Source organism: Acidimicrobiales bacterium (genome assembly GCA_035546775.1).
GTDB lineage: Bacteria > Actinomycetota > Acidimicrobiia > Acidimicrobiales > JACCXE01 > JACCXE01.
On record DASZWD010000049.1, the window covers coordinates 46,062 to 71,712 of the forward strand.

The 25,651-nt window shown below is 70.7% G+C and carries 26 protein-coding genes; 14 read left to right on the plus strand and 12 right to left on the minus strand.

From position 1 onward, the window contains the following. Positions 1–11 precede the first annotated feature (11 nt). From VHC63_12225 to VHC63_12235, 3 genes are read left to right on the plus strand one after another with little or no spacing between them, the layout of a single operon-like run. Positions 12–1,022, plus strand: coding sequence for a sulfotransferase (locus VHC63_12225; GenBank protein HVV37365.1), 1,011 nt, complete (start codon positions 12–14; stop codon positions 1,020–1,022). A 2-nt stretch (positions 1,023–1,024) separates the two neighbouring features. Beyond that, on the plus strand, positions 1,025–1,882 hold the full coding sequence (locus VHC63_12230; protein ID HVV37366.1) for a glycosyltransferase family A protein: 858 nt from the start codon (positions 1,025–1,027) through the stop codon (positions 1,880–1,882). Then, on the plus strand, positions 1,860–2,648 hold the full coding sequence (locus VHC63_12235; GenBank protein HVV37367.1) for a hypothetical protein: 789 nt from the start codon (positions 1,860–1,862) through the stop codon (positions 2,646–2,648). The genes VHC63_12230 and VHC63_12235 overlap by 23 nt, the downstream gene beginning before the upstream one ends. Here the strand turns inward: VHC63_12235 and VHC63_12240 are convergent. Beyond that, complete coding sequence (locus tag VHC63_12240) at positions 2,635–3,777, minus strand: ABC transporter ATP-binding protein (GenBank protein HVV37368.1); 1,143 nt, start codon at positions 3,775–3,777, stop codon at positions 2,635–2,637. The genes VHC63_12235 and VHC63_12240 overlap by 14 nt on opposite strands. Further along, positions 3,777–4,601 (minus strand): ABC transporter permease, encoded by an 825-nt coding sequence (locus VHC63_12245; protein HVV37369.1) that lies wholly within the window; start codon positions 4,599–4,601, stop codon positions 3,777–3,779. The genes VHC63_12240 and VHC63_12245 overlap by 1 nt, the downstream gene beginning before the upstream one ends. A gap of 10 nt (positions 4,602–4,611) precedes the next feature. On the opposite strand from VHC63_12245, the gene VHC63_12250 reads away from it, so the two are divergent. Then, positions 4,612–5,751, plus strand: a complete 1,140-nt coding sequence (locus tag VHC63_12250) for a glycosyltransferase family 4 protein (GenBank protein ID HVV37370.1) — start codon at positions 4,612–4,614, stop codon at positions 5,749–5,751. 175 nt (positions 5,752–5,926) lie between these two features. On the opposite strand, the gene VHC63_12255 is transcribed toward VHC63_12250, so the two are convergent. Both VHC63_12255 and VHC63_12260 read right to left on the minus strand, forming a co-directional pair. Further along, positions 5,927–6,652: an FkbM family methyltransferase gene (locus tag VHC63_12255; protein ID HVV37371.1), complete on the minus strand. Its 726-nt coding sequence runs from the start codon at positions 6,650–6,652 to the stop codon at positions 5,927–5,929. A 17-nt stretch (positions 6,653–6,669) separates the two neighbouring features. Beyond that, positions 6,670–7,821, minus strand: a complete 1,152-nt coding sequence (locus tag VHC63_12260) for a class I SAM-dependent methyltransferase (GenBank protein ID HVV37372.1) — start codon at positions 7,819–7,821, stop codon at positions 6,670–6,672. A gap of 23 nt (positions 7,822–7,844) precedes the next feature. On the opposite strand from VHC63_12260, the gene VHC63_12265 reads away from it, so the two are divergent. Genes VHC63_12265 through VHC63_12280 form a run of 4 tightly spaced genes read left to right on the plus strand, consistent with a single transcriptional unit; the run spans position 7,845 to position 11,558 of the window. Then, entirely contained in the window at positions 7,845–8,585 is a 741-nt protein-coding gene (locus VHC63_12265; GenBank protein ID HVV37373.1) for an acyltransferase, read from the plus strand. Continuing rightward, on the plus strand, positions 8,582–9,505 hold the full coding sequence (locus VHC63_12270; protein HVV37374.1) for a glycosyltransferase: 924 nt from the start codon (positions 8,582–8,584) through the stop codon (positions 9,503–9,505). The genes VHC63_12265 and VHC63_12270 overlap by 4 nt, the downstream gene beginning before the upstream one ends. After that, positions 9,502–10,389 carry a glycosyltransferase gene (locus tag VHC63_12275; GenBank protein ID HVV37375.1) on the plus strand — a complete coding sequence of 296 codons (888 nt, stop codon included), beginning with the start codon at positions 9,502–9,504 and terminating at the stop codon, positions 10,387–10,389. Before VHC63_12270 ends, VHC63_12275 begins: the two co-directional genes overlap by 4 nt. Before the next feature lie 47 nt (positions 10,390–10,436). Beyond that, entirely contained in the window at positions 10,437–11,558 is a 1,122-nt protein-coding gene (locus tag VHC63_12280) for a glycoside hydrolase family 5 protein (GenBank protein ID HVV37376.1), read from the plus strand. On the opposite strand, the gene VHC63_12285 is transcribed toward VHC63_12280, so the two are convergent. Both VHC63_12285 and VHC63_12290 read right to left on the minus strand, forming a co-directional pair. Next, positions 11,509–13,347 carry a hypothetical protein gene (locus VHC63_12285; protein ID HVV37377.1) on the minus strand — a complete coding sequence of 613 codons (1,839 nt, stop codon included), beginning with the start codon at positions 13,345–13,347 and terminating at the stop codon, positions 11,509–11,511. The two genes, VHC63_12280 and VHC63_12285, sit on opposite strands and share 50 nt — an antisense overlap. Before the next feature lie 7 nt (positions 13,348–13,354). Beyond that, positions 13,355–14,092 (minus strand): hypothetical protein, encoded by a 738-nt coding sequence (locus VHC63_12290; GenBank protein ID HVV37378.1) that lies wholly within the window; start codon positions 14,090–14,092, stop codon positions 13,355–13,357. A gap of 21 nt (positions 14,093–14,113) precedes the next feature. Here VHC63_12290 and VHC63_12295 point away from each other — a divergent pair, with 21 nt between their 5' ends. Next, the gene (locus VHC63_12295; GenBank protein HVV37379.1) at positions 14,114–15,157 is read left to right on the plus strand and encodes a glycosyltransferase family 4 protein; all 1,044 of its coding nucleotides are present in this window, start codon (positions 14,114–14,116) and stop codon (positions 15,155–15,157) included. Beyond that, the gene (locus VHC63_12300) at positions 15,154–16,230 is read left to right on the plus strand and encodes a glycosyltransferase family 4 protein (GenBank protein HVV37380.1); all 1,077 of its coding nucleotides are present in this window, start codon (positions 15,154–15,156) and stop codon (positions 16,228–16,230) included. The genes VHC63_12295 and VHC63_12300 overlap by 4 nt, the downstream gene beginning before the upstream one ends. On the opposite strand, the gene VHC63_12305 is transcribed toward VHC63_12300, so the two are convergent. Continuing rightward, positions 16,218–17,165 carry a glycosyltransferase family A protein gene (locus VHC63_12305; protein ID HVV37381.1) on the minus strand — a complete coding sequence of 316 codons (948 nt, stop codon included), beginning with the start codon at positions 17,163–17,165 and terminating at the stop codon, positions 16,218–16,220. The two genes, VHC63_12300 and VHC63_12305, sit on opposite strands and share 13 nt — an antisense overlap. A 27-nt stretch (positions 17,166–17,192) precedes the next feature. On the opposite strand from VHC63_12305, the gene VHC63_12310 reads away from it, so the two are divergent. Then, positions 17,193–18,260, plus strand: coding sequence for a glycosyltransferase (locus VHC63_12310; GenBank protein HVV37382.1), 1,068 nt, complete (start codon positions 17,193–17,195; stop codon positions 18,258–18,260). Beyond that, a complete protein-coding gene (locus VHC63_12315) occupies positions 18,253–19,143 on the plus strand; it encodes a glycosyltransferase (GenBank protein HVV37383.1) in 891 nt (296 codons plus the stop codon). The genes VHC63_12310 and VHC63_12315 overlap by 8 nt, the downstream gene beginning before the upstream one ends. A gap of 13 nt (positions 19,144–19,156) precedes the next feature. On the opposite strand, the gene VHC63_12320 is transcribed toward VHC63_12315, so the two are convergent. After that, positions 19,157–19,636 (minus strand): glycosyltransferase, encoded by a 480-nt coding sequence (locus VHC63_12320; protein HVV37384.1) that lies wholly within the window; start codon positions 19,634–19,636, stop codon positions 19,157–19,159. Next, positions 19,633–20,097 carry a hypothetical protein gene (locus VHC63_12325; protein ID HVV37385.1) on the minus strand — a complete coding sequence of 155 codons (465 nt, stop codon included), beginning with the start codon at positions 20,095–20,097 and terminating at the stop codon, positions 19,633–19,635. Before VHC63_12325 ends, VHC63_12320 begins: the two co-directional genes overlap by 4 nt. 151 nt (positions 20,098–20,248) lie before the next feature. On the opposite strand from VHC63_12325, the gene VHC63_12330 reads away from it, so the two are divergent. Beyond that, positions 20,249–21,694, plus strand: coding sequence for a sulfatase-like hydrolase/transferase (locus tag VHC63_12330; GenBank protein HVV37386.1), 1,446 nt, complete (start codon positions 20,249–20,251; stop codon positions 21,692–21,694). A gap of 4 nt (positions 21,695–21,698) precedes the next feature. Here VHC63_12330 and VHC63_12335 read toward each other — a convergent pair whose 3' ends face one another. Next, the gene (locus tag VHC63_12335; GenBank protein HVV37387.1) at positions 21,699–22,592 is read right to left on the minus strand and encodes a sulfatase-like hydrolase/transferase; all 894 of its coding nucleotides are present in this window, start codon (positions 22,590–22,592) and stop codon (positions 21,699–21,701) included. Beyond that, positions 22,552–24,780 carry a phosphoribosylformylglycinamidine synthase subunit PurL gene (gene purL / locus VHC63_12340; GenBank protein ID HVV37388.1) on the minus strand — a complete coding sequence of 743 codons (2,229 nt, stop codon included), beginning with the start codon at positions 24,778–24,780 and terminating at the stop codon, positions 22,552–22,554. The genes VHC63_12335 and purL overlap by 41 nt, the downstream gene beginning before the upstream one ends. A gap of 90 nt (positions 24,781–24,870) precedes the next feature. Here purL and VHC63_12345 point away from each other — a divergent pair, with 90 nt between their 5' ends. Then, positions 24,871–25,254, plus strand: a complete 384-nt coding sequence (locus VHC63_12345; protein ID HVV37389.1) for a hypothetical protein — start codon at positions 24,871–24,873, stop codon at positions 25,252–25,254. On the opposite strand, the gene VHC63_12350 is transcribed toward VHC63_12345, so the two are convergent. Continuing rightward, the coding region (locus VHC63_12350) for a phosphoribosylformylglycinamidine synthase subunit PurQ (protein ID HVV37390.1) at positions 25,244–25,651 on the minus strand (408 nt) is incomplete at its 5' end. The two genes, VHC63_12345 and VHC63_12350, sit on opposite strands and share 11 nt — an antisense overlap.

The window sequence follows — 25,651 nt, forward strand, 5'->3', positions numbered from 1 at the left end:
CGTTTCGCTCGGTGGAGGTGGTGTTCGCGGGTCGGGGCGATTCGGTCACAGCGCCCAAAGTGGCCGGTGACCTGTTCTTGCGCGGCGTGCAGGCGCTGTTCCGCAACTTCAACGCCGGACGCGGCCACCCGCGCCCGGCGGGGCTTGCGGGCGTGTGCGACGAGGCCACGTTCATCGGCGCGGTGCGAGGCCTGACCGACGCCATCTACGCGGCGACGGGGTCCCCCGCGGTCGAAGACGTATCGCCCGGGAACGCCGAGGTGCGCGACCTCATCGAAGCCGTGTATGCCGACGACGTCGCGGCGCCGGCGCCGGCGACGTTGCGGGCGCCGGTGTTCGTCGTCGGCGTCCCGCGCAGTGGCACCACCTGGGTCGCCAACATGCTGCGGGCGCACCCCGCGCTCGACGGACCCGATGTCGAAACCGCCCTCTTCGTCTCGCTGCAGCCGCTGTGGAACAACGCGGCGTTACGAGACTGGGTCAGCGACGACGCGCTGGCGACGGCGATGCGCGGCTTCGTGAGCACCGTGCTGGCGCCGTGGGGCCCCCGCGTCGTCGAGAAGACGCCCCTGCACGCCGAGCACCTGCCCCTCATCGCCACGGTGTTCCCCGACGCCTCGGTCGTGTCGGTGCACCGCGACGGCCGCGACGTGGTGCGATCGCTGTTGGAGATGGAGGCGGGCACCGACGACGTCGTCGTCGCGGCCACCCGCTGGTCCGAGATCACGCGTGAGGTGTCGGCGAGGCTGCCGTCGCTCGCCCACGCCTGCGACCTGCGCTACGAGTCGCTCCTCGCCGACCCGGTCGCCGGCGTCGTCGACCTGTTCGCCTGGCTCGGGCTGGCGGTCGACGACGACGTGCGCGCCGAGGTGGCGCGTCGCGCCGGCGAACGCGTCAGCCAGTACAACACCACCGGCGATGTCGGCGCCGGCAAGTGGCGCAGCTTGTCGCGCAAGCAACTGCGGGCCGTGTACCGCCACGCCGGCGACCGGCTCGACGAACTCGGATACGCCGATCGGTGAGGGTGACAGTCAACATCGCGGTCAAGAACCGGCGCGCCATGCTCGCCGCGTGTCTCGACGGCTTGGCGCGCCAGACGTTTCGCGACTTCGACGTCGTCGTGGTCGACAACGGATCGACCGACGGCACACCTGACGAAGCGCGCGCGCCGCGCAACTTCGACGTCAAGGTGCTCACCGAACTCGGCTCCCTCGGCGCGGTGCGCAACGCCGGCGTGCACGCGAGCGACGGTGAGATCGTCGCCTTCGTCGACTCCGACTGCGTGCCGACGCCGACGTGGTTGGCTGCTGGTATCGCCGCCTTCGACGATGCGTCGGTGACCACCGTGCAGGGCATGACCCTGCCCGATCCCGCGGCGCCCCGCGGCCGCTGGGACGCGACGCAGGAGATCACGTCGTTTTCCGGTCGCTACGAGGCGTGCAACCTCTTCTACCGCCGCGACGCCCTGGTCGCCGCCGGCGGGTTCGACGAGGCCATCGGATTCTTCGGCGAGGACTCGATGGCGGGCTGGGCCGTCCGCCGCCTCGGCGGCCAGGAGGGCTTCGCCGCCGACGCCGTCGTCCACCACGCCGTGACCTACCCCGGGTTGCGATGGCACCTGCGGCGCTGCCTGCGATACGGCAACTGGAACAAGCTCGTCCGTCGCTACCCGGAGATGCGCCAGCTGTTCTGGCGGCGCTACGTCATGCGCCAATCGCACCTGCAGACGCTGCTGGTGTTCCCGATGCTGTGGCGCCACCGTCCGTATACGTGGCGCCGCCGCGACGCCATCGTCGACGCCGCCGGCGGTGTCCTCTTCGATCTGGCGATCGAGGTCGCCCTACTGTGGGGCTCGATCCGTGAGCACACCCTTGTCCTCTGAGTCGCGCTTGTGGCGCGTGCTCGTCATCGGCAACTCGATGACGACGATCGTGCCCGGCCGCACGTCGCGCCTCGAAGGCCCGTATGCCGAAGTGCTCGAACTGCTGCTGCGCGACGCCGGCATCAACGCCGAGGTGCGCAACGCCGGCAAGGAATACGAGCTGATCGACGACGGGATCCACCGGTACCAGGAAGACGAGCGGGCCTGGAGTCCCGACGTGCTCGTCGTCAACTACGGCATGGCCGAGGCGCAGGCGCCGGCGATCCCGAAGGGCGTGCACAACCACTTCATGACGTGGGAGAAGGGCCTGTCGCGGCCGGCCGCCGCCTACCGGCGCCGGATCGCGCCCCAGGTCTGGCCGCGGCTGCGGCGCTACCAGCGCTGGGCGATGCGTCGGCTGGGCACGCGCACGTGGCGCATGTCGCCGCGCCGTTTCGCCGCCGAGTTGCAGCGGGTGATCCTGCTGGCGCGCAGCGATCATCGCCTCGTGCTCGTCATCGACATCAACCCGCCGGGGCCGCGGCTGCTCTACAACCTGCCGGGCATCGACAAGCGGGTGGCGATTCTCAACGGCGTGCTCCACGACGTGGTGGGAAAGGCGGCCGCGGAAGACAGCGACGTGAAGCTGATCGAAGCCTCAGTGCTGGCCGACGAGATGGGCATCGACCAAGCCATCCCCGACGGCTACCACTGGTCGCCGCCGGCCCAGCGCCGCGTGGCGCAGATGCTGGCCGACGAAATCGCGCCCTGGATCAAGAGCTTCTGAAGTCGAACTGCCCGTGCAGATCGGCAACGCCCTTGGCGTTGGGACGGCCGTCGACGTAGAAGTGCACCGGCCGGGCTGAGGCGACCATCTCGAAGGTGTCGTGCTCCGAGACGCCGAGGCCGGCCTTGTACGACCCCGAGACGAGCTCGGTCGGGATGCGCACGCGGAACTCGACGCGGTCGCCGGCCGCGAACGCGCGCCCGGCCTGGACGCCTTCGCCGTAGACCATCACGCCGCGATCGGTGCTGATGCTGAAGCCGAATACCGGATCGTCCATCGGCGCGGTGAACGCGACGACCGCTTCGAATCCGTCGTCGGTGCGCTTCCACGACTCCACCTGGGCGAGACCGCGCACCTCTTCGTCCGACCCGATGCTGACATCGGCGTCAGGCTCGCGCTCCTCGCCGAGCAACTGGTGGTACAGCGAGATGGCGTCCGCGGTGGCGCCGTAGAACCGCTGGGCACCGTTGTGCAGCACCATCGTGTGGTCGCACATGCGCCGCACGGCGTTGAGGTTGTGACTGACGACCACGACCGTGGCGCCCGAGTCACGAATCTCGGCCATCTTGTCGAAGCACTTCATCTGGAACCCGAGGTCGCCCACGGCGAGCACCTCATCGATGAGCAGCACTTGCGGGTTGACGTTGATGGCCACCGCGAAGCCGAGGCGCACGAACATGCCCGACGAATAGAATTTCACCGGCGTGTCGACGAAGCCGGTGACGTCGGCGAAGTCGATGATGTCGTCGAGCCGGGCGTCGACCTCGGCGCGGCTGAGCCCGAGGATGGCGGCGTTCACGTAGACGTTCTCGCGGCCGGTCAACTCAGGGTGAAAGCCGACGCCGACGGAGATGAGCGGCGCCACCTTCCCCCGCACGCTCACGCGACCCTCGCTCGGTGCGGTGACACCGGCGAGCATCTGGAGCAGGGTGGACTTGCCCGAACCGTTGCGACCGATGACGCCGACGCACTCTCCGGCGCCGACCTCGAGGTCGACGTGGCGGACGGCCCACAGCTGCGAGCGCGTCGTGCGGGCCCGGAACCGCAGCGCGGACACGAGCATCGGCGCGTCCTCGAACTTCGTGTAGCGCTTGCCGACGTCGGCCAGAGAGATGAGCGGCGTCGGCATCAGAGGCGGTCGGCGAAGAGTCGGTCGAAGCGACGGTGCAACGCGAGCGCAACGAGCACGAGGGCGACGATCCATGCGCCGGCGACGAGCAGCGACAGTGTCCAGTTCGGCGACGCGCCCACGGTGGCGAAGCGGAACAGCTCGACGACGCCGGTCATCGGGTTGACCCGCACGAAGGGCCGCAGCGAGCGCGGCAGCTGGTCGATCGAAAAGATGATCGGCGTCACGTAGAGCCACACGGTGAGCGCCGCGGTCACGAGGAAGCGCACGTCGCGGAAGTAGACGTGGAGCGCCGCGAGCACGAGCGAGAACGCCGACGCCAGCACCGCTACCAGCACGACGCCCGGGATCAGCAGCAGCAGTTTCGGTCCAAGGTGCACGCCGAAGCCGAGGCACATGACCACGAGAATGACGACGCTCACGGCCACGCCGTACATGGCGCTCACCGCGCTCACGAGCGGCAGCACCGCGCGGGGGAAGTAGATGCGGTTCGACAGCGACGAGTTGTCGACGATGGCCGTAGCCCCGCCGCCGAGCGTGGAGGAGAAGTACGACCACGGCACCATGCCGGCGAACACGTAGGCGGCGTAGTCGGGCGCGTGGGACCGCAGCAGGTGGCCGAACACCAGCGTGAGGATCATCGCCTGAAGCAGCGGCAGGCCGACGGCCCACAGCAAACCGAACGACGTGCGGCGGTAACGGACGAAGAAGTCCTTGCGGGCCAGCACCGCGACGAGACCTCGAGAGCGCCAGACGTCGCGCACGATCCCGCGCACCGGCGGCGGCGTCGGCGTGAGGTCGAACCCCTCCAGAGTGCTGGCCACGGCGAGAACGATGGCAGACTGCGCCGTCGTGCGCGAACTACGAGTGTTGTTGACGCACACCTATTGCTGGCCCGAAGTGCGTCGCGGCGCGGAGCGCTACATCCACGAGCTCGGCGCGGCGCTGGTCGACGCCGGCCACGACGTCCGCATCGTCGCCACCGCGCCGCAGCCGTCGAAGGGCACGGTGCTCGACGTGCCGGTCCAGCGTTTGCAGCGGCGCACCGGACCGACCCGCTACGGCGAGTTCGCCCCCGAAGTCGCCTTCGGGCGCGAAGTGCTGGTGCGGCACCTCTTCGACGGCATCGACGTGTGGCACGCCTTCGGGACGGGAGACGCGGCGGCCGCCGCGTTTTTGTCGTCGGTGCGTCTGTTCCCGAAGGTGCGCTCGGTCTACACCGACCTCGGCGGCCCCGTCCGCTCGTACCGCGAGCAGCGGCCCGACCACCGGCTGTTCCAGTACGCGGTGCGCAACCTCGACGCCTACGTGTGCCTGTCCGAAGCAACGCGTGCGGTGCTCGAATCCGACTACGACCGGCGCGGCCTCGTGGTCGGCGGCGGCGTCGACCTCGTGCGCTTCGCTCCGCCCTCGCAGCGCAGCGACGTGCCGACGCTGCTGTTCATGAGCGCCGTCGACGAGCCGCGCAAGAACCTGCCGTTGCTGCTCGAAGCCTTCGACCTCATCGTGGCGACCCGCCCCGAGGTGCGGTTGATGCTCGCCGGCCCCGGCGACCCGACCTCGGCGCTGGCCGATTCGACCGCTCGAGTGCGCGCCGCCACCGACGTGCACGGCGTAGGCGATGTCGAAGACGTGGCATCGCTCTACGGGGCAGCGTGGGCGACGGTGCTGCCGTCGATGCGCGAGGCGTTCGGCCTCGTGCTCGTCGAGTCGCTGGCGTCGGGGACGCCCATCGTCGCCATCGCCGACAGCGGCGGGCCGGTCGAGATCGTCCAGCCCGGCATCGGCGTGCTGGCGCGCGACCAGTCGCCCAAGGCGCTGGCCAACGCCTGCCTCGAGGCGCTCGCCCTCGCCGCCAAGGGCGACAAGACGCGGGACGCCTGCCGCCGCGAAGCCGTCGCCAAGTACAGCTGGGAAGCGGCGATCGTGCCGCGCCTCGAGCAGATCTACCGCGGCGAACTCACCGAGAGCTAGCGGCGGCGGCGCCAGCCGCCACCGGCGCAAGCCGCCCCGCCGCATCCATGCTGTGCAAGCGAAAGCAACGCCGCTGGTTCCACCAAACGAGGCCAAGCGCGCTCGCCTTTTCGCTTGCACAGCGACAGGACCCGCGGCCGCCCGCCGCGCGGCCGCCGCCGGTGCGCCCGGCGGGCTAGGAGCGCAGGGCGGTGATCGACTTCGTCGTCGGGGTGACGGGGGCGTCGAGGGTGAAGCCCCAGTCGGTGAGGCGAGCGCCGACGGCGACGGGGTCGACGCCGCGGCCTGGGTGCACGTCGAGCAGCACCAGCATCGGGTGGTCGCCGGAGAACGTGGCGGCCGCGCCGGCGAGGACGCGTTCCTCGGCGCCTTCGACGTCGATCTTGATGGCGTCGACGTGGTCGACGTCGCGGGCCGCGAGCATGGCGTCGAGGGTTTGGGTGGGCACGGTGACCTCGCCGGTGGTGGCGACGCCCTCGGTCGACAGCAGGCTGTGCCATCCGGACTTTTCGCCGAGGTGCAGGACCGCATCGCCGTCGCGTTCGGCCAGCGCGACACGCACCACCTCGACGTTGGCGTAGTGGTTACGCGCCACGCTGCGCTCGATCCAGTCGGCATTGGTCGGCTCCGGCTCGACGGCGATCACGCGCCCGCCGGCGCCGACGAGACGGGCGGCGAACAGCGCGAAGTCGCCCTTGTTGGCGCCGACGTCGACGAACACGTCGCCGGGGCGCAGGTGCTGGCGCAGCGCGGCGAACTTGGGCGCCTCGTACATGCGCAGCACCCGCGCCAGCATCATCGGCGACTCGCGCAGGTCGAGATAGATCCGCCCGCCGGCGACGGGATAGGCGTGGTAGCCGCGGGGCAGCAACGGCCGCAGCGCCGCGTGCCGGCGGAGCAACCTGCGCCGAACGTCCATCACGCGCCGGTCCCGACCGTCAGCGGCACCGCTTCGCCCGACCCCGAGAAGGGTCCGGGCCACACGCCCGGTGGCGGCGTCAGGCTCACCGGCGCGCCGGTCTTCCGGCACACGACGAGCATGTGACAACCGAGGCGGTTGAGCAGCGGTACGGCGCGGCACACCCGCTCGACGACGTCCACGGCGCGACGCCCCCACTCACCGCGGCGGTCGAAGAACTTCGCCGACTGTGATTGCGGTGGCGGGAATTCGAAGGTCGAGAAGTGGAAGTCGCCGAACCCGGCGGCGGCGAACATGGCGCGCGTCTCGCCGTAGATGTGATGCGTGTGCGGCACCCACACGTCGGGCGCGTCGGGGGGCAGCAGCGCGCGGTCCACCTTGTAGGGCCACACCCACGGTCGCAGCGAGATGAGCTCGGGTCGGTAGGCGCCGAACGCCTTTTCCAGCCAGGCGAACAGGTGCGTGAGTGGCGAGCGCAGCGGTACCTCCGACGCGTTGTTGGTCGTCATCACGAACGTGCCGCCGGGCTTGAGCACGCGGGCGATCTCCCACACTGCCAACTCAGGTTGCATCAGGTGCTCGATGACTTCGGAGAACACGACCACGTCGAAGGTCGCGTCGGCGAAGGGCAATTCCTCGGCCGACGACCGCGCCCACACCGTCGTGAGCGTCTTCGGGTCGTCCGCGTGCTTGGCCTTGGCGTAGGCAATGTGGTGGCCGCCGTAGTCGACGCCGACGTAGGTGAGCGTGCGGTCGGCGAGGCGGTCCGCGACCAGCGCGGAGCCGCACCCGAGGTCGAGCACGACACCGCCGTCCGGGCACGCACGCGACGCGGCGGTCGAGGTCAGGTCGTAGCGCATCTCGTGGCGGTGCTGGTGGTACTCGCCCCAGATGTCGAACTCTTCTTCGATGGTGACGACCTTCTCGTTGTAGACGCGCGAGAACGTCTCCCAGTTGGCGGTGCGTAGCAGCTCGCGCTCACGCGCCGTCTCGGCCCGCGCCGCGCGGCGGTAGCGGACATAGGAGTACGTCCACACGCCGAGGAGCGCCGCGAGGGACACCAGGTGCACCCACCACGGATAAAACGGCCACACGACGAGGGCGAGCAGCGCGAGGGGCACGGCCACCTTGAGGAGACGAATGCGCCGCATCACCCGTAGATTGTGGGCGCTTTATGAGACCCGTCCAATTCATGCGCGACCACCAGCACCAAGTCGTGGTCGCCTGGCGCCGTTTGCGCCAGCAGGTCTTCGTGGCGCGGGTCAAGGCGATGGCCACGTGGGAGCGGGCCACGGTCGAGTTCCACTTCGCCCCCGACGTGCGCATCGGCCGGGGCGTGCGGGTCTATGTCTGGCCGGGTACCCACACCACCTTTTCGATGGGCGCCCGGTCGCGCATCGGCGACAACGTGACGATCCACATGAAGGGCGGCTCGTTCACCGCCGGCATCCGCACCGACCTGCGCGCCGGTGTGGCGGTGCAGATCGAAGGGCGCATCACCCTCGACGGCGAGAACACCATCAGCTACGGCTCGGTGCTTCACTGCGGCGACTCCGTCCATCTCGGCTACGCGGCCATCATGGCCGAGTACGCCACCGTGGCCGACTCCACGCACTTTCACACGACGCCCGACGAGCCCGTCGGTGAGAACGTCAAGTTCGCCCCCGTCGACATCGGCCGCAACACGTTCATCTGCCCGCGGGTCTCGGTGGGTCGGGGCGTGACCATCGGCCCGTGGACGGTGATCGGTCCGAGCTCCGTCGTGGCCAAGGACATCCCCGCCGGCGTGTTCGCGTCCGGCGTGCCGGCCGAGGTGGTGCGCTCGCTCGACCACCCGTGGATGGACGCCGTGGAGCGCGGGGCTGCGGGCGCGCCTGACCCGGAGTGGCCGGCCTGGACGAAGCACAAGGCATGAGCGAACCGCGCATATCCGTCGTGGTGCCCACCGTCGACCGCGTCGCGCTGCTCGAGCGCACGCTGCGCGGCCTCGCCGCCCAGGACGGCGTCGACTTCGAGGCCATCGTCGTGCACGACGGCGACTTCGGCGTGCGGGCCCTGCTCGCCGCCTGGCAGGACCGCCTGCCGCTGCGCGCTCTCCAGATCCCCGAACGGGGTGCGGTGCCGAAACGAAACGTCGGTTGGCGCGCCGCCCGGGCGCCGTTCGTCGCCTTCACCGACGACGACTGCGAACCGGCGCCCGGCTGGCTCAAGAGCGCGCTCGCCGCCTTCGATGCCGCCGACGACTCCGTCGACATCGTCCAGGGCCGCGTCGACGCTCATCCAGAGGACGCCGGCGTCGAGGGCGTGTTCAAACGCACCATCGAAGTGCACCAGCGCTACGAGGGGTACCCGAACGCCAACCTCGTCTACCGGCGCAGCGCCCTAGAGCGCGTCGGCGGATACGACGACGCCTACTGGGGCGCGGGCGAGGACTCCGACCTCGCCCATCGCGTCCTCGAGTCCGGTGGCGGCGTGCGCTACGTCGACGACGCCGTCGTGTGGCACGCCGTGCGCGCCGTCACGTTCCAGGATCACTTGCGGTCGCTGCCGCGGTGGGCGAACGCGCCGCTGAGCATCAAGCGCCATCCGCAACTGCGGCCACTGATTTACCGCCGCATCTTCTGGAAGAAGTCGCACACGACTGGCGCGCTGGCGCTGCTCGGTCTCGTGCTGGCGCCGTTCAACTGGCGCTGGCTCGCGCTCGTGGCGCCGGTCTTCGTACGACGGATGCGGGCCAGCGGAGGCCGCGCCGGCGCGCAGTTGGCCGTCGCCGACATCGCCGAGGTGGCCGTCACCGCCGCCGGTTCGGTGCGCTACGGCACGCTGTTCATTTGACACGCCCTCCCCTGTCGATCGTCGTCCCCTCACGCGACCGTCCCGAGCAACTCGCCCGCTGCGTCGCCAGCGTGCGGGCCGCCATGGGCCCCGAGGACGAACTCATCGTCGTGGATTCCGCGTCGCAACCACCGATCGCGCTCGCCGATACGCGGGTGGTGCGCGTCGAGCGGCCGGGAGTGAACCGCGCCCGCAACGCCGGGTGGCACGCGGCGACGCATGACTTACTGGCCTACGTCGACGACGACGTCGTCGTCGATCCCGGCTGGGCCGACGCCTTCGCCACCAGCGCGGCGGCCCACCCCGACGCCGCGTTCATCACCGGCCGCCTCGGGCCGCTCGACGCCGGCACCCACCACGGCGGCGTGGCGGTCAAGGACGACGCCGACCCCGCGACCCTCGACGACGACAGCCGCGGCGACCTCGGCCACGGCGCCAATTTGCTCGTGCGCGCCGAAGCCCTCGCCGCTGTCGGCGGATGGGACGACGCCCTGGGCAACGGCGGCCGTTTTAAGTCCGCCCCCGAGGCCGATCTCTACGACCGCCTATTCGCGGCGGGCTACCTGGGTCGCTATGAACCGACGGCGGCCGCCCGCCACGAGCAGTGGCGCTCGCCGGCGCAGCTCGTCCGGCTCGACTGGCGCTACGGGTTCGGCAACGGCGCCCGCCTGGCCAAGCTCGTCCGCACCGACCGGCGCCGTGCCCGGCGCGTGGGGGGCGAAGCGCTGTGGGGCTGGGGGCTCCAGCGCTTTGGAGCCCCGCTACGCGACCGCAACAAGACCGAGGTGGCCCGCGTCGCCGCCCGTCTCGCCGGGACGGCGGCGGGGTTCGCCCGCGCCGCCTTCGTACCGGTCCGCAACGGACATTTCGTGGACCGCTGGTAGCATCTCGCCCGAAACCAGCTGGGAACCATGGGGTTGTAGACGTGATCGTGAAGTACGTGCGGAAGAACATGGCCAAGCGGGCGGCGGTACTCGGCGTCGCCGCCACGATGCTCGTGGGCCTGTCGTCGAATGCCGAGGCGCTGCCAAAGGTGAAAGCCGTCTCGAAGGTCCAGGCAGCGACGAAGCCGGTGAACGGCAAGTTCACCGTCGTCGGGACGCAGATCATCGGCCCGACGGGCAAGCAATTCATGCCTCGCGGCGTGAACAAGGGCGGGCTGCAGTTCACCAAGGGCGGCTACGGCGACACCTACGAGAACTACAAGAAGATGAAGAGCTGGGGCGTCAACGTCGTGCGCATTCCCCTGTCGCCGACGTTCGGCCTGCCCCGCATGTGCACCTACGACAAGAACTACCTGAAGCACGTCGACAAGATCGTGCGCTGGGCCGAGCAGCTCAAGATGCTCGTCATCCTCGACGACCACATGTCGACCAAAGGACTCACGTGCGGCACCGGTCAGTGGTGGGGCCCGGAGCGGGCGCCCGACCTCCAGAACCTGGCCTTCGTCAAGGCGCTGGGCACCCGCTACAAGAACCACCCTTGGGTCGCCGTCGACCTCTACAACGAGCCCCACGACATTCCTGACGGCATCTGGCGCAACGGCGGCATCGTCGACGGTTTCCGCGCCGTCGGCATGCAGCAGATGCTCGACGGGTTCCGCTCGACCGGCAACACCAACCTGGTCTTCGCCACCGGCAACCTGTGGGGCAACGACCTGCGCATGGTCGTGAACAACCCGCTGTCGGGTGACCACAACGTCGTGTACGCCGCGCACACGTACCCCTTCTATTGCGTCGGTCTTGGCGGCACCGTCTACTACCAGACGCCGTACTGGTGCGAGGGCAAGCAGTACCCGCCGTTCCTCGACACCCAGATCGCGCCGGCCGTCGCCAAGCGCGCCGTCATGATCACCGAGTTCGGCACGCAGCGCTCGATCCCCGGCGAGATCCAAGCGCCGATCGACTGGGCCGAGCAACACCACATCGGTTGGGCCACGTGGCAGTGGTGCAGCGGTCGCATGACCGACTTCTGCCTCCTCGACAGCAGCGGTCACGCCTCGGTCAGCGGTAAGCCAGTGAAGGACTCGCTGGCACGCGCGACCGGGAAGTAACCCGGCGCCGTCGGAACCGGATCGACGGCAACAGCAGCGCCAACTCGGCGAACAGCAACGCACCCGTGCCCGGTGCCGTGCGCGCCCACGTCGGTTTGGCCGCCACCGCCGGGCGCACGATCGCAATCCGCGTTGCGCCGTGGACGCGCTTGGCCACGCCGTAGAACGTCGTCGCCGCGTCGCGCAACTCCGCACGCGTGCGCGTCTCGATGCGCACCAGACCCGTGCCCGGCCCCGACTGGAGTGGGTCGAAGCAGTCGAGGTGAACGTCGGAGCGGACCGCGAAGGCGGCGCGTACCGAATCGCACGTCGCCTGCACGAGCACGCGCCCGACGAAGTCGACGTGGGGCGTGTCGGCCTGTGTGAGATACGTCGGGCTGAGCGTGAACATCGTGAACTCCGACGCCACGTGGGTCGGCGTCGCCGCCATGACCGCGGCGCCGAGACCGAGCCCGAACAGCGGCAGGATCAGCCGCCGCGGTGACAACCTGACCGAGCGCGGCCGTAATGGTCCGGCCCGCTTGGCCATGACCTCTTCGTAGAGGCCGACGCCGAGGGCGGCGAAGAGCCACAGGTTCCAACTCGGCAGCGGGCCGCTGAGGGAGTCGAACGCGAACATGCCGAGGCCGGCGGCGACCAGCGCCCCGAGCAAGGCGCCGGCGATCGGTCCGTCTTCGGGGTCACCGAGCACGCCAGCCGCCACGATCGTCAATGCGGCCGTCGCCAGCGCTCCGATCAGTGCGGCGACGCCGAGCGCACCCGTCCCGGCGTAGGTGCCCAACAGTGCGGAGTCGGTCGAGTCGATGCCCCGCTCGGTCGGCCCGTCGAGGCCTAGACCGGTCCACTGGTAGTGCGTGAGTTCGTTGGTGAGGATGCTCAGGCGGCGCGTCCGCACCGTCTGCGATTCGGGATCGGCCGCCTGGTACGGGTGGCGCACCGCGCCGCTCGACGCGTACACCGCCGCGGCCAGCAGCGCGACGCCGAATACGGCGCCGATCACCTTGCGGTCGCCGCGGGCGAACAGCAGCAGGCACAGCGCGCCGAGCCCGAGTCCTCCGAAGACGCTGCGGGTCACGGTCAAGACGATGGCGATCATCACCACCACCGGCGCCAGCAGTACCAGGAAGCGCTTCGTCCGCAGCGCCAGCACGCCGAGCAGCGGCATGAAGTAGGCCAGCACCCACGCGAACTGGAGCGAGTATTCACCCGTCGCCCGCACCCGCACTTTGCCGCCGCGCGTTTCGAGACGCTGGCCGGCGAGGCCGAACTTCACCTGGTGGCGGAACCACCAGTGGGCGTAGCTGGCGCCGGTGACGCGCTCGGCGATGGCGATGCCCGAGGCGAACACCACACCCACGAGCGCGCACGCGGCGATGAAGCGGACGCCCAATAGGCGCACGAACACCGTCGCCGCCCACAGGAACAGGAACTGGTCGAGCAACAGCAGCCACAACTCGAACGAGCGGGCGCTCTGCGACGGATAGGGGCCGTTGGCCACGCCGATGACGAAGGCGGCGGCGACGAACAATCCGAAGGCCACGAGGACGCGCGACGGGCGCAGCAGCGAGCGGTCGATGTCGCCACGCCCGGCGCGGACGAGCAGTCCGACGCAGGCCGCCCACAGCCCGAGGCGAGCGACGAACACGTACGCCGGCGCCTGCGGGAAGAGGATCGCTCCGGGGATGACGAACGTCGATCCGATGAGCGCGGCCGCGGAGACCTTCACCGAACCCCGCAGGTGCACGACGAGCAGCGCGACCGCGATCAGCTGGATCGCGAGAGTGGGCACTGCGTCGTTACGCGGACGAGGTGGGCAGTGGAGCGCGCCGCGCCGAGCGCAGCTGCAACCCGACGTAGGCCAGCAGCATGCCGCCCGCCGCCGCGACCAGGGCGACTTGGCGGGCGCGCTGGGTCACGGGTGAAACCTTGAGCCCGGGCCCGGCGTTCTGGATGACGCGCAAGCTCAGGCGCGTGGCCGGATCGAGACCGGTGGCCGCCTGCTCATCCTGGACGTACTTCGTCAGCGCGTCGGCTGTGGCCTGCGCGATCTTCTGCGCGCGCTCGGGACTGCTGGTGCGGGCGATGGGCAGCAGCGTCAACGAGTTCTGCGGATACAGCGGATGTTCTGCGCTGCGCACCTCACCAGCCGACAGGCCGGATTCGCGGGCGGCGGGCAGGACGATCTCGGGCGTCGTGATCAGGGCTGCGTACTTCGCCCGCAGCAAGTTGAGCTTCACCACGATGCCAGAGTCGCCCTTGGTGAGCGCCTGAGGCTGGTCCATCAGCATGATGGCGGTCGACTGGTACTCGGCGGGCTGGCGCATCACGTCGGCGTAACCGAGGCCGGCGCAGATGAGCCCGATGGCGACCGCCACCAGGAGATTGGCGATCGACAGCACCATGATCGCGTCCCACGCGTTGGCGTAGGCCACGCCCTGCGGGGCGAAGCGCCGCGGCGGTGCCGGCAGTGGCTGAGGCTCCGGTACCGCCTCGGGCTCGAGCGGAACGGGACGGGGTTTCGGTCGCGACGCCACAGTCTTTCTAGGTTAGGAGCCGTGGGCCGTCTGCTTGTGGTCAGTGACACCCTGGCGGGCGGCCTCGGCGCGCTGGTCCGCCTGCAAGCCGAATGGTTCGCCGGCCGCGGCTGGGGCGTCATCGTCGCCGCCCCGGCGGACGGAGCCGCGCCGGCCGCGCCGGCGATCTGGGTCGAGATACCGGCGGTGGTAACGGCGCGGCGCGCCGGCGAGATGCGCGCCGCCCGCCGGGCGCTGCACGCGCTTCAGGTGCTGGTCGACGACAACACCGTCGTGCACGTCCACGGGATGCGGTCGGTGCTCCTCGCCCGTCTCGCCGGCCTGCCCACCCCGTTCCTCTCGGTGCACGGCGCCCATCCCGACCCGAGCGATCCCCCGGGCTACGCGCGCCTGCGGCGGCTGTGGCTGGCCACGCTGCCGCGGTTGGCGCGGCGGGCGTCGACGGGCGAACCCGGCTACCCGAAGCCGTGGGTGTACGAGCCCTACGCCAGCCCGGCGTTGCGCGCCCTCGACGTCATGGGCCTGCCGAGCGGAGAGGTGCCGGTCATCGGCTGGCTCGGCGCCCTCGACCAGCGCAAGCAACCGGAGATCTTCGTGCGAGCTATCGCCGAGACGGTGCGGCGCGGCCAGCGCGTACGCGGTCTGCTCGGCGGTACCGGCGACCGCGGCGACGAGATCGCCGCACTCATCGCGCAGCTGGGTGCGCCGGTCGAGATGCTCGGCCAGGCCGACCCGGCAACAGTGCTGCGCCGTTCGTGGGCGCTGGCGCTGTTCGCCCGCAGCGAGGGCACGCCGCTTGCCGTCATGGAAGCGATGTGGGCGGGCCGCACCGTGGTGGGCTCGCCGGTGCCCGGCATCGAGTTGCTGGTAGGCGATACGGGATTCATCGCCGGTACCGTCGACGCCGCCGCTGATGCGTTCGTGCGCATCGCGACCGATCGCGACGCGACGACGCGCCTGGGCCTCGCCGCCGCGCAACGCGTGCGCGAGCTCGTGGGCCCGTGGACGCCGTGGGACACGATGGAGCCGATCTACCGCGCCTACCTGGCGACGCGCGCGCGATGAAGATCCTCCTCGTCCACCAGCCCTACGCCCAGCCCGGCGGGGAGGAGCGGCTGGCAGACACGCAGGAGACCGTGCTCGCCGCGCGCGGCCACTCCGTGGTGCGCAGCGGCGGCCGGGACGTACGGGCGTTGCTGGAACGCGAGCGCTTCGACGTCGTGCACGTGCACAACCAGTTCCTGATGGCGCGTCCCGCGGTGTACGCCGCGGCGCACGCCGCGGGTGTACCCGTCGTGCAACACCTGCACAACGCGCGCGCCGTGTGCGTGCAGCCGTTCCTCGTACGCGACGGACACGCCTGCACCGACTGCGTCGGCCACGCGCCGCTGCCCGGCGTCGTCCACCGCTGCTACCGCGACTCGTTCGTGCTCTCCGCCGCGGCCGTGGCGCTGCAGGTGCGGCAACGGCGAACGTGGACGCGGCGCGTCGCCCGCTTCGTGGCGGTCAGCGAGGCCGTCGCCGCATCTGTTCGTGCTGCGCTGCCCGCGGACCGAATCGTCGTGTGCCCCAACGGCCTCGACGTGGATCCGTCGCCACGCGACCCCGCACAGGACGAGGGCTTCGCGCTCTACGTCGGTCGCCTGTCGTACGAAAAGGGCGTCGATCTGTTGCTCGACGCGGCGGCGCGACGCGGCGAGATGCGGTTCGCGATCGTGGGTGAGGGACCGGAGCGCGCCGCGCTAGAGCGGATCGCGGGGGCGAACGTCACCTTCCTCGGCCGTCTCGACCGCGCCGGCGTATTCGACGCGCTGGCCCGCGCTCGCGTCCTCGTCGCGCCGTCGCGCGGTCAGGAGCCGTTCGGGCTCGGCGTGGCCGAAGCCGCGGCGTTGGGCGTGCCGGCGCTGGTGACGCGCGTCGGTGGGCTGCCCGAAGTGGTGGGCGACGGCGGCGTGATCGTCGACCCGTTCGACGCGGCGGCACTCGCCACGGGTCTCGACGCGTTCGCCGACGCGTCGGCCGCACACGCGCTGGGCGCGGCGGCGCGCCGTCACTACGAGATGCAGTTCACGCCCGACGCGTTCGCCGACCGCCTGCTGAGTATCTACGACGCCGTGCTCGGCGGTCAGGCGCCGTAGCGGCGCAACCAGACGTCGGGGTCATAGCGCACCTCGTTGCGCCGGGCCACCGCCCACTTGGGCGCAATCGCCATTGCCGCGCCGCGCACGGCGACGGCGCGGATGCCGGGCAGGGCGCGCAGGCCGGCGACGCGCGCCGCGGTCACCCGTCCCCGCGACGCGAGGTCGTAGGACCGCACCAGGTTCGCCGCCGCCCGGTTGTGCCGCAGCCCGACGCGCAACGCGGCGCGCTCGTCCGCGCCGCCTTCGCGGGCGGCGGCGTCGAGCACGGCGCGGCGCGCCGCCACCATGCGATCGTCACTCGACACCGCGCCGCGCGACAACCGGTACAGCACCGTGGGGTGATCCGGTCGCGCAACGGCGGCGCCGGCGCGCACCATGCGGATCCACAGGTCCCAGTCCTCCGTGCCGCGGAACTCAGGGCGGAAACCGCCGACGGCGTCGTAACGGGTGCGGGAGAACAGCGCCGAGATCGACAGGTGGTTCTCGACGAGCAGCCACGCCAGCTGCTTGTCGCGCTCCGGCAGGGGTGCGGCGACGCCGAGCGGGCGCGTGCTGACGGCGCGGCCGGGGATCCACGTCAGCGTGTCGGCCGACGCCAGCCCGTCGTCGGTGGTGGCGTAGGCCCCGAGCATCGCGTCGAGGTGGTCCGGGAACCACACGTCGTCGGCGTCGAGCAGGGCGATCAGGTCGCTGGTCGCCGCTGCGATCCCGGCGCGGCGCGCCGCGGACGGCCCGGCGTTCGTGCCGCTGCTGATGACCGTGAGCGGCAGATGCGAGTCCCAACTCTTGGCCAGCGCGACGGTGTCGTCGCGCGAGCCGTCGTCGACCACGACGACCTCTTCGGGCGGGCGCGTCTGGGCCGCCACCGACGCCAGCGTGGCGCCGAGCGTCGACGCCGCCTGGAAGGCGGGCACGATGACTGCGACTTGCATTCACCGGGAACGTAGCCTCGCCGCTCGATGCGCCTGGCCTTCGTCAGCCGACACAACCCGACGCCCGAAGGCAGCCAGGACGGCAAGATCTTTCGCGCCCTCGTGGAGGGCCTCCTCGCCGACGGTCACGAGGTGACGGCGATGTCGTGGGCCCACGACCAGCCCCACGACGACATGCCCGACTGGTGCGAGTACCGGCCCGTTCCCTACGAGGCCGGTTGGAAGATGCACGGGCGGGCGCTGTTCAAGCCGCGCTGGGACGCGGCCCGCATCGAATGGCGGCCACCGGCAGATGCGACCGCCATCGCCGAAGACCCACTGTCGTGGCCCGTCGTGGCGCAGCACCCGGGCGCCGCAGTTGTCTTCCACTACCTCACCAAGATCGACGCGCCGGCGCTGCGGCGCCCGACGCCGCCCGACGTACAGGACATGCGCCACGAGCGGCGGGTCGCGGCGCGGGCGTCCAAGGTGCTGGCGATGTCGGACCGCGTCGCGAGGGCCGCCGCCGGCCGACGCGCCACCGTCGTACCGATGGCGTATCCGGTGCCGCCGCAGCCCCTCGACGTCGTCGACGAACCCGTCGTCGCGCTGCTGGCGTCGTGGAACTGGGCGCCGAACCACGCAGCGCTCGATCGTCTTTTGGCGTGCTGGCCGGCGGTGCGCGACGCGGTGCCCGGCGCCCGTTTGCTGCTGGCGGGCCGCGGCCTCGAGACGATGGGCGTGGGCACGCTCGCCGGCGTCGAACAGGTGGGCGCCGTGCGCCGGCCTGCGGACGTTTTGGGGCGCGCCGCGGTCGTCGCCTACCCGTGCCCGGGCACGAGCGGGCCGAAGGTGAAGGTGGTCGAAGCGCTGGCCTACGGCGTGCCGGTCGTGACGACGCCGGCCGGCGTCGAGGGTCTCCACGTGGCGCCGGAGGACGGACCCGTCGTTGCCGACGAGCACCGTTTCGCCGACGCGCTTGTCGCGTTGCTGCGCGACCCGGCGCGGCGCGCCGCCCTCGCGGCGCGGGGCCATCCGGCGGTCGCGGCCACCCACGCACCGCTGCCGGCGGCGCGGGCGCGCGTCACCGCGCTCGGCGAGGTGGCGCGTGTCTGAGCGCTGCGCCGTCGTCATCTGCACGCGCGATCGGCCGTCGATGCTCGCCGACGCGCTCGACGCCACGATCCCGACGCTGCGCCCCGGTGACGAGTTGCTCGTCGTCGACTCGGCGTCGTCGACGGACAGCACCCAGGAGGTGGCGCGCCAGCGCGGCGTGCGCGTGGCGCGGGCCGGGCGCAAGGGCCTCTCCCGGGCGCGCAACCTCGGCGTCGCCGAAACCGACGCGCCGATCGTGGTGTTCACCGACGACGACTGCCGCCCGCAACCGGGTTGGCTCGAGCACCTCGCCGACGGATTCGCCGATAGCGAAGTCGGCTTCGTGCTCGGACAGGTGCGCGCGGATGTCGACAACCCGCACCTGCCCTTTGACGCGGCGCGTCCCCGACCGCGCGCCCGCTTCGCCGGCGCCACCGATCCAATCGAGCTTGGCAACGGCGCGTGCATGGCGTTTCGACGGACCGCGTGGGAAGCGTGCGGTGGCGCCGACGAACGCCTCGGCGCCGGCACCCGCCTGCGCAGCGCGGAGGACCACGACCTGTTCGTGCGGCTGCTGCACCACGGCTGGACCGGCGTGTACGAACCCGACGCGCTGGTGCTGCACCGCGACTGGCGCACCCACCGCGAGGTGGTTCGTTACAACTGGGGCGTAGGTCTCGGGACGGGGGCCATGGTCGCCAAGCTGTGGCGCGTCGCCGATCGCCGCACCGTGCAGCCGCTGCTGCGGCGCCGCCTCGTCACCGACGGCGTCGTCGAGCTGACCCGCAACGTCGCGCATCGCGACAAGTCGGCGATCGTGGCCCACACCCTCAAACTCACCGGCACCCTGACGGGACTAGCGATCGGCCTCGCACTCCCCAGAGACGGCGAACGCTTCCGCTAACCGGGGCCGCGCGCTACGAGAGCGAGCGGAGGAACTCGCCGATGCGGCCGGCGAGTTCGTCGGTGCGGGCGACGCGGCGCACGGGGACGAAGTCCTGCAACTCGGCGAAGCGGCGCGGCAGGTCCTCGGCGTAGTCGGCCGTCAGCACGTGGTGCAGCTCTTCGAACTTGCGGGCGGTGGCGACTTGATGGTCGTTGACGTGCTCGTGGTAGCGCTTGCGACGCGGCATGACGAGCAACGGCTTGCAGTTGGTGACCGCCAGCGAGATCGTTCCCGAACCGGCGTGGCCGATCAGCATGCGGGCATCGCGCATGCGGGCGTCGTAACGAGTGCCGTCGATGAAGCGCTCGAAGTGCATGTGACGCGGCTCGTAGGCGCCGACGCCGATCTGGGCCGTGATCTCGTCCTTGATCTCGCCGCGGTCGACCATGTCGTCGACGGCGCGCACGAGTCGGTCGAAGCCGTAGCGGCCGCCGACGGTCAGAAAGATCACAGCACCTCCCCCGCGTACTCGACCTTGCGGAAGCGCAGCGCCACCTCGGGCCACTGCGTCAGCGTGAGGTGCGCCAGGCTGCGAATGACCCGGCCCGACAGCGACAGCGTGTCGACCTGCGACAGGCAGTCAACCCAGGCGATCTTGGCGCCGAACAGACGACCCCACACGCACATGATCGCCATCGGCATGGCGCCGGTGGTGACGATGGCGTCGGGTCGCTCGCGCCAGATGAGCCGCAGCGTCTGGGCCGACGCGATCACGGCGCTGATGGGCGTGCGGCGGTCGGCTTCGCGCACGACGTAGACCCGCATGCCTTCGCGGCGGAACTTGTCGGCGCGGACGTTTGACGTCGTGACGTACACCGACGGGCCCTGCGGCCACATCGCCTCAGACCGCTCCAAGAGCGCGCTGAGGTCGTTCGCATGGCCCCCCGCGGAGGCGCCTACCAATAGCTTCACGTCAGTCGCGTCGTTGTCGTCATCGATAGAAACCCGCCGCTGATTCTGCCTGCTGGCGCCACATAGGCAACGATTGGACGGGAGAAAACTTGCGGAAATCTGCCCAAAGCGTACAAGTGCCATACACCAAAACCTCGTCAGGCCGAGGCCTTTGACCTCGCCCAACGTCATCTTCGTCGTGTTCGACACGGCGCGGGCGGATGCGTTCGAGCCCTATGGCGCAGCCCCCGGATCGACGCCGACCATCGCCGATTTGGCCCGCCGGGGCGCCGCTCATCCCCAAGCGTTCGCCAACGCCAGCTGGACGGTCCCGTCGCATGCGTCGATGCTGTCGGGCCGCCTGCCGCGCAGCGCCGGCTTCCAGCATCGCGGCGACACGAAGGCGGCGGCCTACGTCGAAGCGAACCGGCGCCTGGTCGCCGAAGGACAGTCGCTGCCCGCCGTGATGCGCCGCGCCGGCTACGAGACGATCGGCGTCAGCGGCAACACGTGGATCAGTGGCCACGGCGGCTTCGACCAGGGCTTCGACCGCTTCGACGTGGTGACCGAGCGACGCATGGCGCGCCTGCACAAGCCCGGGCTGCGCGATCGCCTGGCGTGGCGGCTCGACGCAGTGCGGGCCAAGCTCGACGACGGCGCCGCCGAGGTGAGCCGCGTCATCGACGACTGGCTGGCGCGCCGGGATCGCCGCCCGTTCTTCCTCTTCGTCAACCTCATCGAGTGCCACTCGCCCTACCTGCCGCCCAAGCCGTTCAACCCGCTCGGCCCGGCGGACCGCTGGCGCTCCGCGGCCGAGGCGAGCCGGTACCTCAACGTCGAGTCGATATGGCGGTGTTCGCTCGGCGGCTTCGACGTGCCCGACGACGCGCTCGAACGCATGCGGGTGCTGCACGCCGCCAGCGCGTCGCAACTCGACGACTGGGTGGCGCGTTTGCTGAGCGCGCTCGACCAACACGGCCTCGTCGACGAGACCCAGCTCGTTCTCACCTCCGATCACGGCGAAAACCTGGGCGACGGCGAACTGCTCGGCCACGCTTTCTCACTCGACAACCGCCTGATCCGCGTGCCCCTCGTCACCGCGGGACCGGCGACGTTGCCGACCGACGGCGTGATGAGCCTGACGCGTCTGCCGCGCTTCGTCGCCGAGGCCGCCGGCATCGACGATCACCCCTTCGACGACGGGTTGCCCGACGGCGTGGCCGTCGCCCAGCTCGACGCCCCCGGCGACGGCGACCCCGACGGCTGCGTCGCCAAGGCGGCGGAGTGGGGCCTCGGTCCCGACGCCGCCGGCCGCCTCGGAATGTCGATCGTGTGCGCCACCGACGGCCGCTTCAAGCTGTTCCGGCCCCAGGGCACCGGCGCCCGCGTCGCCGGCGTGCCCGAGGAGCTGCTCGTCGATCTCGGCACCGACCCGCTCGAAGTCGCCCCGGTCGCACCAGTGGCGTCGACTTCGGCCGACGCGGCCGTGCTGGCCAAGCTGCGCCGCGCACTGGACGTCGCCGCCGAATCCGAGCGCCCCAAGACGCCGGTACCGACGTCGGCCGCCGCCGAAGACGCGGCCCTCGTCGAGCAACTGCGCCACCTCGGCTACTTGTAGCGGGTTAGCGGATCGTGCCTTCGACGAAGGGGACTTCGAGGACCTTGTCGTGGGCGATGGGGCCGTGGCCGAAGTAGCCGCCCTCGCCGAAGAGTTCGCCGTGATCGGACGTCACGATGATCCATGTGCGCGGCGGCACGACGTCGTAGATCGCGGCGAGCAAACCATCGGCGTAGGACGCGGCGCGCACTTGCCGGGTGCGTAGGGCGTCCATCGCGGCGTCGTCGAAGAACGCCGGCTCCTCCGCCGCGCTCTTCAGCACGCCGTGCAGGCCCGAAATGCGCGGCAGGTCGGTGCCGTCGTCGCCGGGAACGGCGTAGGGGTAGTGCGTCTCGCCGACGTTGAGCAACCAGAACGTCGGGCGGTCCGGGTCGAAGTGCAGGCGCTCGACCATGCCCGCCATGTCGTTGTGCGATTCCATCAGCGTGTACTCGTCGAAGTCGCGGTTGACCGCCGTCGCCGGATTGAGCACGGGCATCGACACCATCGCCGCGGTGCGGTAGCCCAACACGTTGCGCATGTAGGTAGGCAGCCAGATCGACGGCAGCATCGACGCGAAGTCGATGCCGGGCACGCCGAAGCGTTCGCTGTAACGGGTGAAGTCGGCCTTGTAGTACTCCGACGCGTACACCCGCGGCGGGCTCGTGTGGGGCAGCAACCCCATCAGCAAGTTGTAGTGCGACGGCGCCGTCCACGTGGCGTAGCTCCAGCGCTGCTCGACGTCGCCGAGACGGCCCATGTTCGGCATCCCCGCCGCCATGGCGCTGTCGTAGCGCAGGCTGTCGAGCACGACGACGACGACGTTGCGCGCCCCACCGGGCGGCGCCGGCCGCGCCGCGACCGGCGCGGCCGCCGGCTCAGTGGGCGGTGCCGGCCGCGAGCGCTGTCGGAAGGGCATTGGTGCGAGCCGACGCGAGGTCCTCGACGGCGATGTCGACGAGCGGCAACAGGTTGGCGCCGCTGATGAACAACCGGTCGCCGTTGCACACGCCGAGGTGATAGAAGGGCAGCCCCGCCTCTTCGAGCGCGTCTTCGAACTGCTCGAGGTGGTCGTCGTCGACGATCATCAGCACCCGCGACGGCGCCTCGCTGAACAACTCGCCGTGGCCGTCGATGCCGTCGACCTGCGCGCCGCACTCCCCCTCGATCGCCATCTCGGCGAGCGCGAGACCGATGCCGCCTTCGGCGACGTCGTGCACCCCGGCGACGAGTCCCTGGCGCACTGCCGAAGACACGAAGGCGACCAGCGCCGCATGCTCAGCCAAGTCGAGCGGCGGCAGCGCGCCTCCGCCGTGGTCGTGGCGCGCCCGCGCCCACAGCGACGCCGTGAGCACGTCGCTGCGTTCACCCACGAGCACGATGCGGGCGTTCGGCACGAGCCGGGAGCCGGGTGGACGGCGGTCGAGGACGTCGATCAGGCCGATCATGCCGATGACGGGCGTCGGGTCGATGTTGGCGCCGCGGCTCTCGTTGTAGAAGCTGACGTTGCCGCCGACGACGGGGGTGTTGAGGGCGCGGCAGGCGTCGCCCATGCCGTCGATCGTCTCGGAGAACTGCCACATCACTTCGGGGTGCTCGGGGTTGCCGAAGTTGAGGCAGTTGACGACGGCCTTCGGTTCGGCCCCGACGCAGGCGAGGTTGAGCGCGGCTTCGGCCACGACCATCTGTACGCCCAGACGCGGGTCCGCCGCGCACCAGCGGTGGTTACCGTCGGTGGTGACGGCCATGCCCCGCGTGCCCGACGACGGCACGCCCGGCGCCGCGAGGCGGAGCACGGCGGCGTCGGCACCGGGACCGGCGACGGTGTTGAGGAACAGCTGGTGGTCGTACTGGCGGTAGGCCCAGGCCGGGTCGTAGAGCATCGCCAGCAGCTCGGTGGTGCAGTCGTCGGGTGCGGGGAGGTTCGCGGGATCATCGGCCAGCGCGGCGGCGCGATCGGGCGCCGCCAGCGGCCGGTCGTACAGCGGTGCGTCCTCGCTCAGCGATGCGGCGGGAATGTCGGCCTCGACGGCGCCGTCCTTCGCCGCCAGCACCCGCAGGCGGCCGCTGCTGTTGACCTCACCGATGACCGAGGCGCGCACCTCCCACTTGGCGGCGATCGCCAGCACCTCTTCGAGATGCTCGGGCGTGACGAAGGCCAGCATCCGCTCCTGGCTCTCGCTCGTCATGATCTCGAACGGCTCCATGTTCGGCTCGCGCTGGGGCACGCGGTCGAGGTACACGTCGAGGCCGAGACCGGCGTTGGACGACGTTTCGCTGGTGGCGCCGGTGAGACCGGCGGCGCCGAGGTCCTGGATGCCGGGCGTGAGGCCGCCGCGGATGATCTCGAGGCACGCCTCGATCAACTTCTTCTCTTCGAAGGGGTCGCCCACCTGCACGCTCGGGCGCTTCGCCGCTTCCTCTTCGGCGTCACCGAAACCGGCGCTCGCCAGCACCGACGCGCCGCCGATGCCGTCACGACCCGTCGACGAGCCGAGCAGCACCGCGAGGTTGCCGACCCCGCTGGCGGTTGCCAGTACGAGGTTGTCCTTGGGCAGCAGGCCGATGCACATCACGTTGACGAGCGGGTTGTCGGCATACGTCGGGTCGAAGACGAGCTCGCCCCCGACGGTCGGCACGCCCACGGCGTTGCCGTAGCCCGACACGCCCGACACGACGCCTTCGCAGATCCAACGATTGCGCGGCTCGTCCAGCGTGCCGAAGCGCAGCGGGTCGAGCACGGCGATGGGCCGTGCCCCCATGGTGAAGATGTCGCGCAGGATGCCGCCGACGCCGGTCGCCGCGCCCTGATAGGGCTCGACGGCGGAGGGGTGGTTGTGGCTCTCGATGCGCAGCGCGATGGCGACGTTGTCGCCGCCGTCGATCACGCCGGCGTTCTCGCCCGGACCGCAGATGACCCACGGCGCCTCGGTGGGCAGCCGGCGCAGGTGCACCTTGCTCGACTTGTACGAGCAGTGCTCGCTCCACATGACCGAATACATCGACAGTTCGAGACGGTTCGGGTCCCGCCCCAGGATCCGCTTGATCGACTCCAACTCGTCGTCGGTCAGCCCGAGTGCGCGATGTAAAGGTGTGTCCTCCGCCACGACTCTGACGCTACCGGAACTTGAATTATGCGAAAGACCTCGCTACGAATTCCAGGTATGAGTCCCCGACCCAAGGGCAGCGGCGCCCCAATGACCGACCAACACAAAGCGGCATTGGCGGCCGGGCGCGCCCAAGGAAAGGCAGTCCGCGAATACCTCGACGCCCTCGAGGCGACCCGGCCCAAGCGCGGCCGGCCTCGCACCGCCGACGTCGTGCGCCAGCAGCTCGAAGCGCTCCCGAAGGCGATGGAACACGCCGACCCCGTCGGCCGCCTGCAACTCATCCAGAAGCGCATCGACCTCGAAGCCGAACTCGAGCGCCTCGAAGGCTCGACCGTCGACATCGACGCCCTCGAAGCGGCGTTCGTGCAGGTAGCCGACGCCTACGGCAAGGCCAAAGGCATCAGCTACGCCGCCTGGCGCGAGATCGGCGTCGACCCCGCGGTGCTCAAGCGCGCCGGGATTACCCGCTGAGCAGCGCCCGCAGCAGGACGAGCCCGTCCTCGCTGCCGAGCAGGGCGTCGCTCGCCCGCTCGGGATGGGGCATCAGACCTACGACGTTGCCGGCGGTATTGCTGACGCCGGCGATGCTTTCGACCGATCCATTCGGGTTGTCCACGTAGCGCAACACAATCTGGTCGTTGTCGCGGATCTCGGCCAACGTTTCGGGCTCGACGGTGTAATTCCCCTCGAAGTGATTGATCGGAATTCGCAGGGTCGTCCCGACGTCGACACCCTTGGTGAGCGCCGAGCGGTTGCTCTCGACGCGCAGGTCCACGTCCTCGCACAGGAACGCCAGCCCGGCGTTCTTCTGCAGCGCGCCGGGCAGCAACCCGGCCTCGGTCAGCACCTGGAAGCCGTTGCACACGCC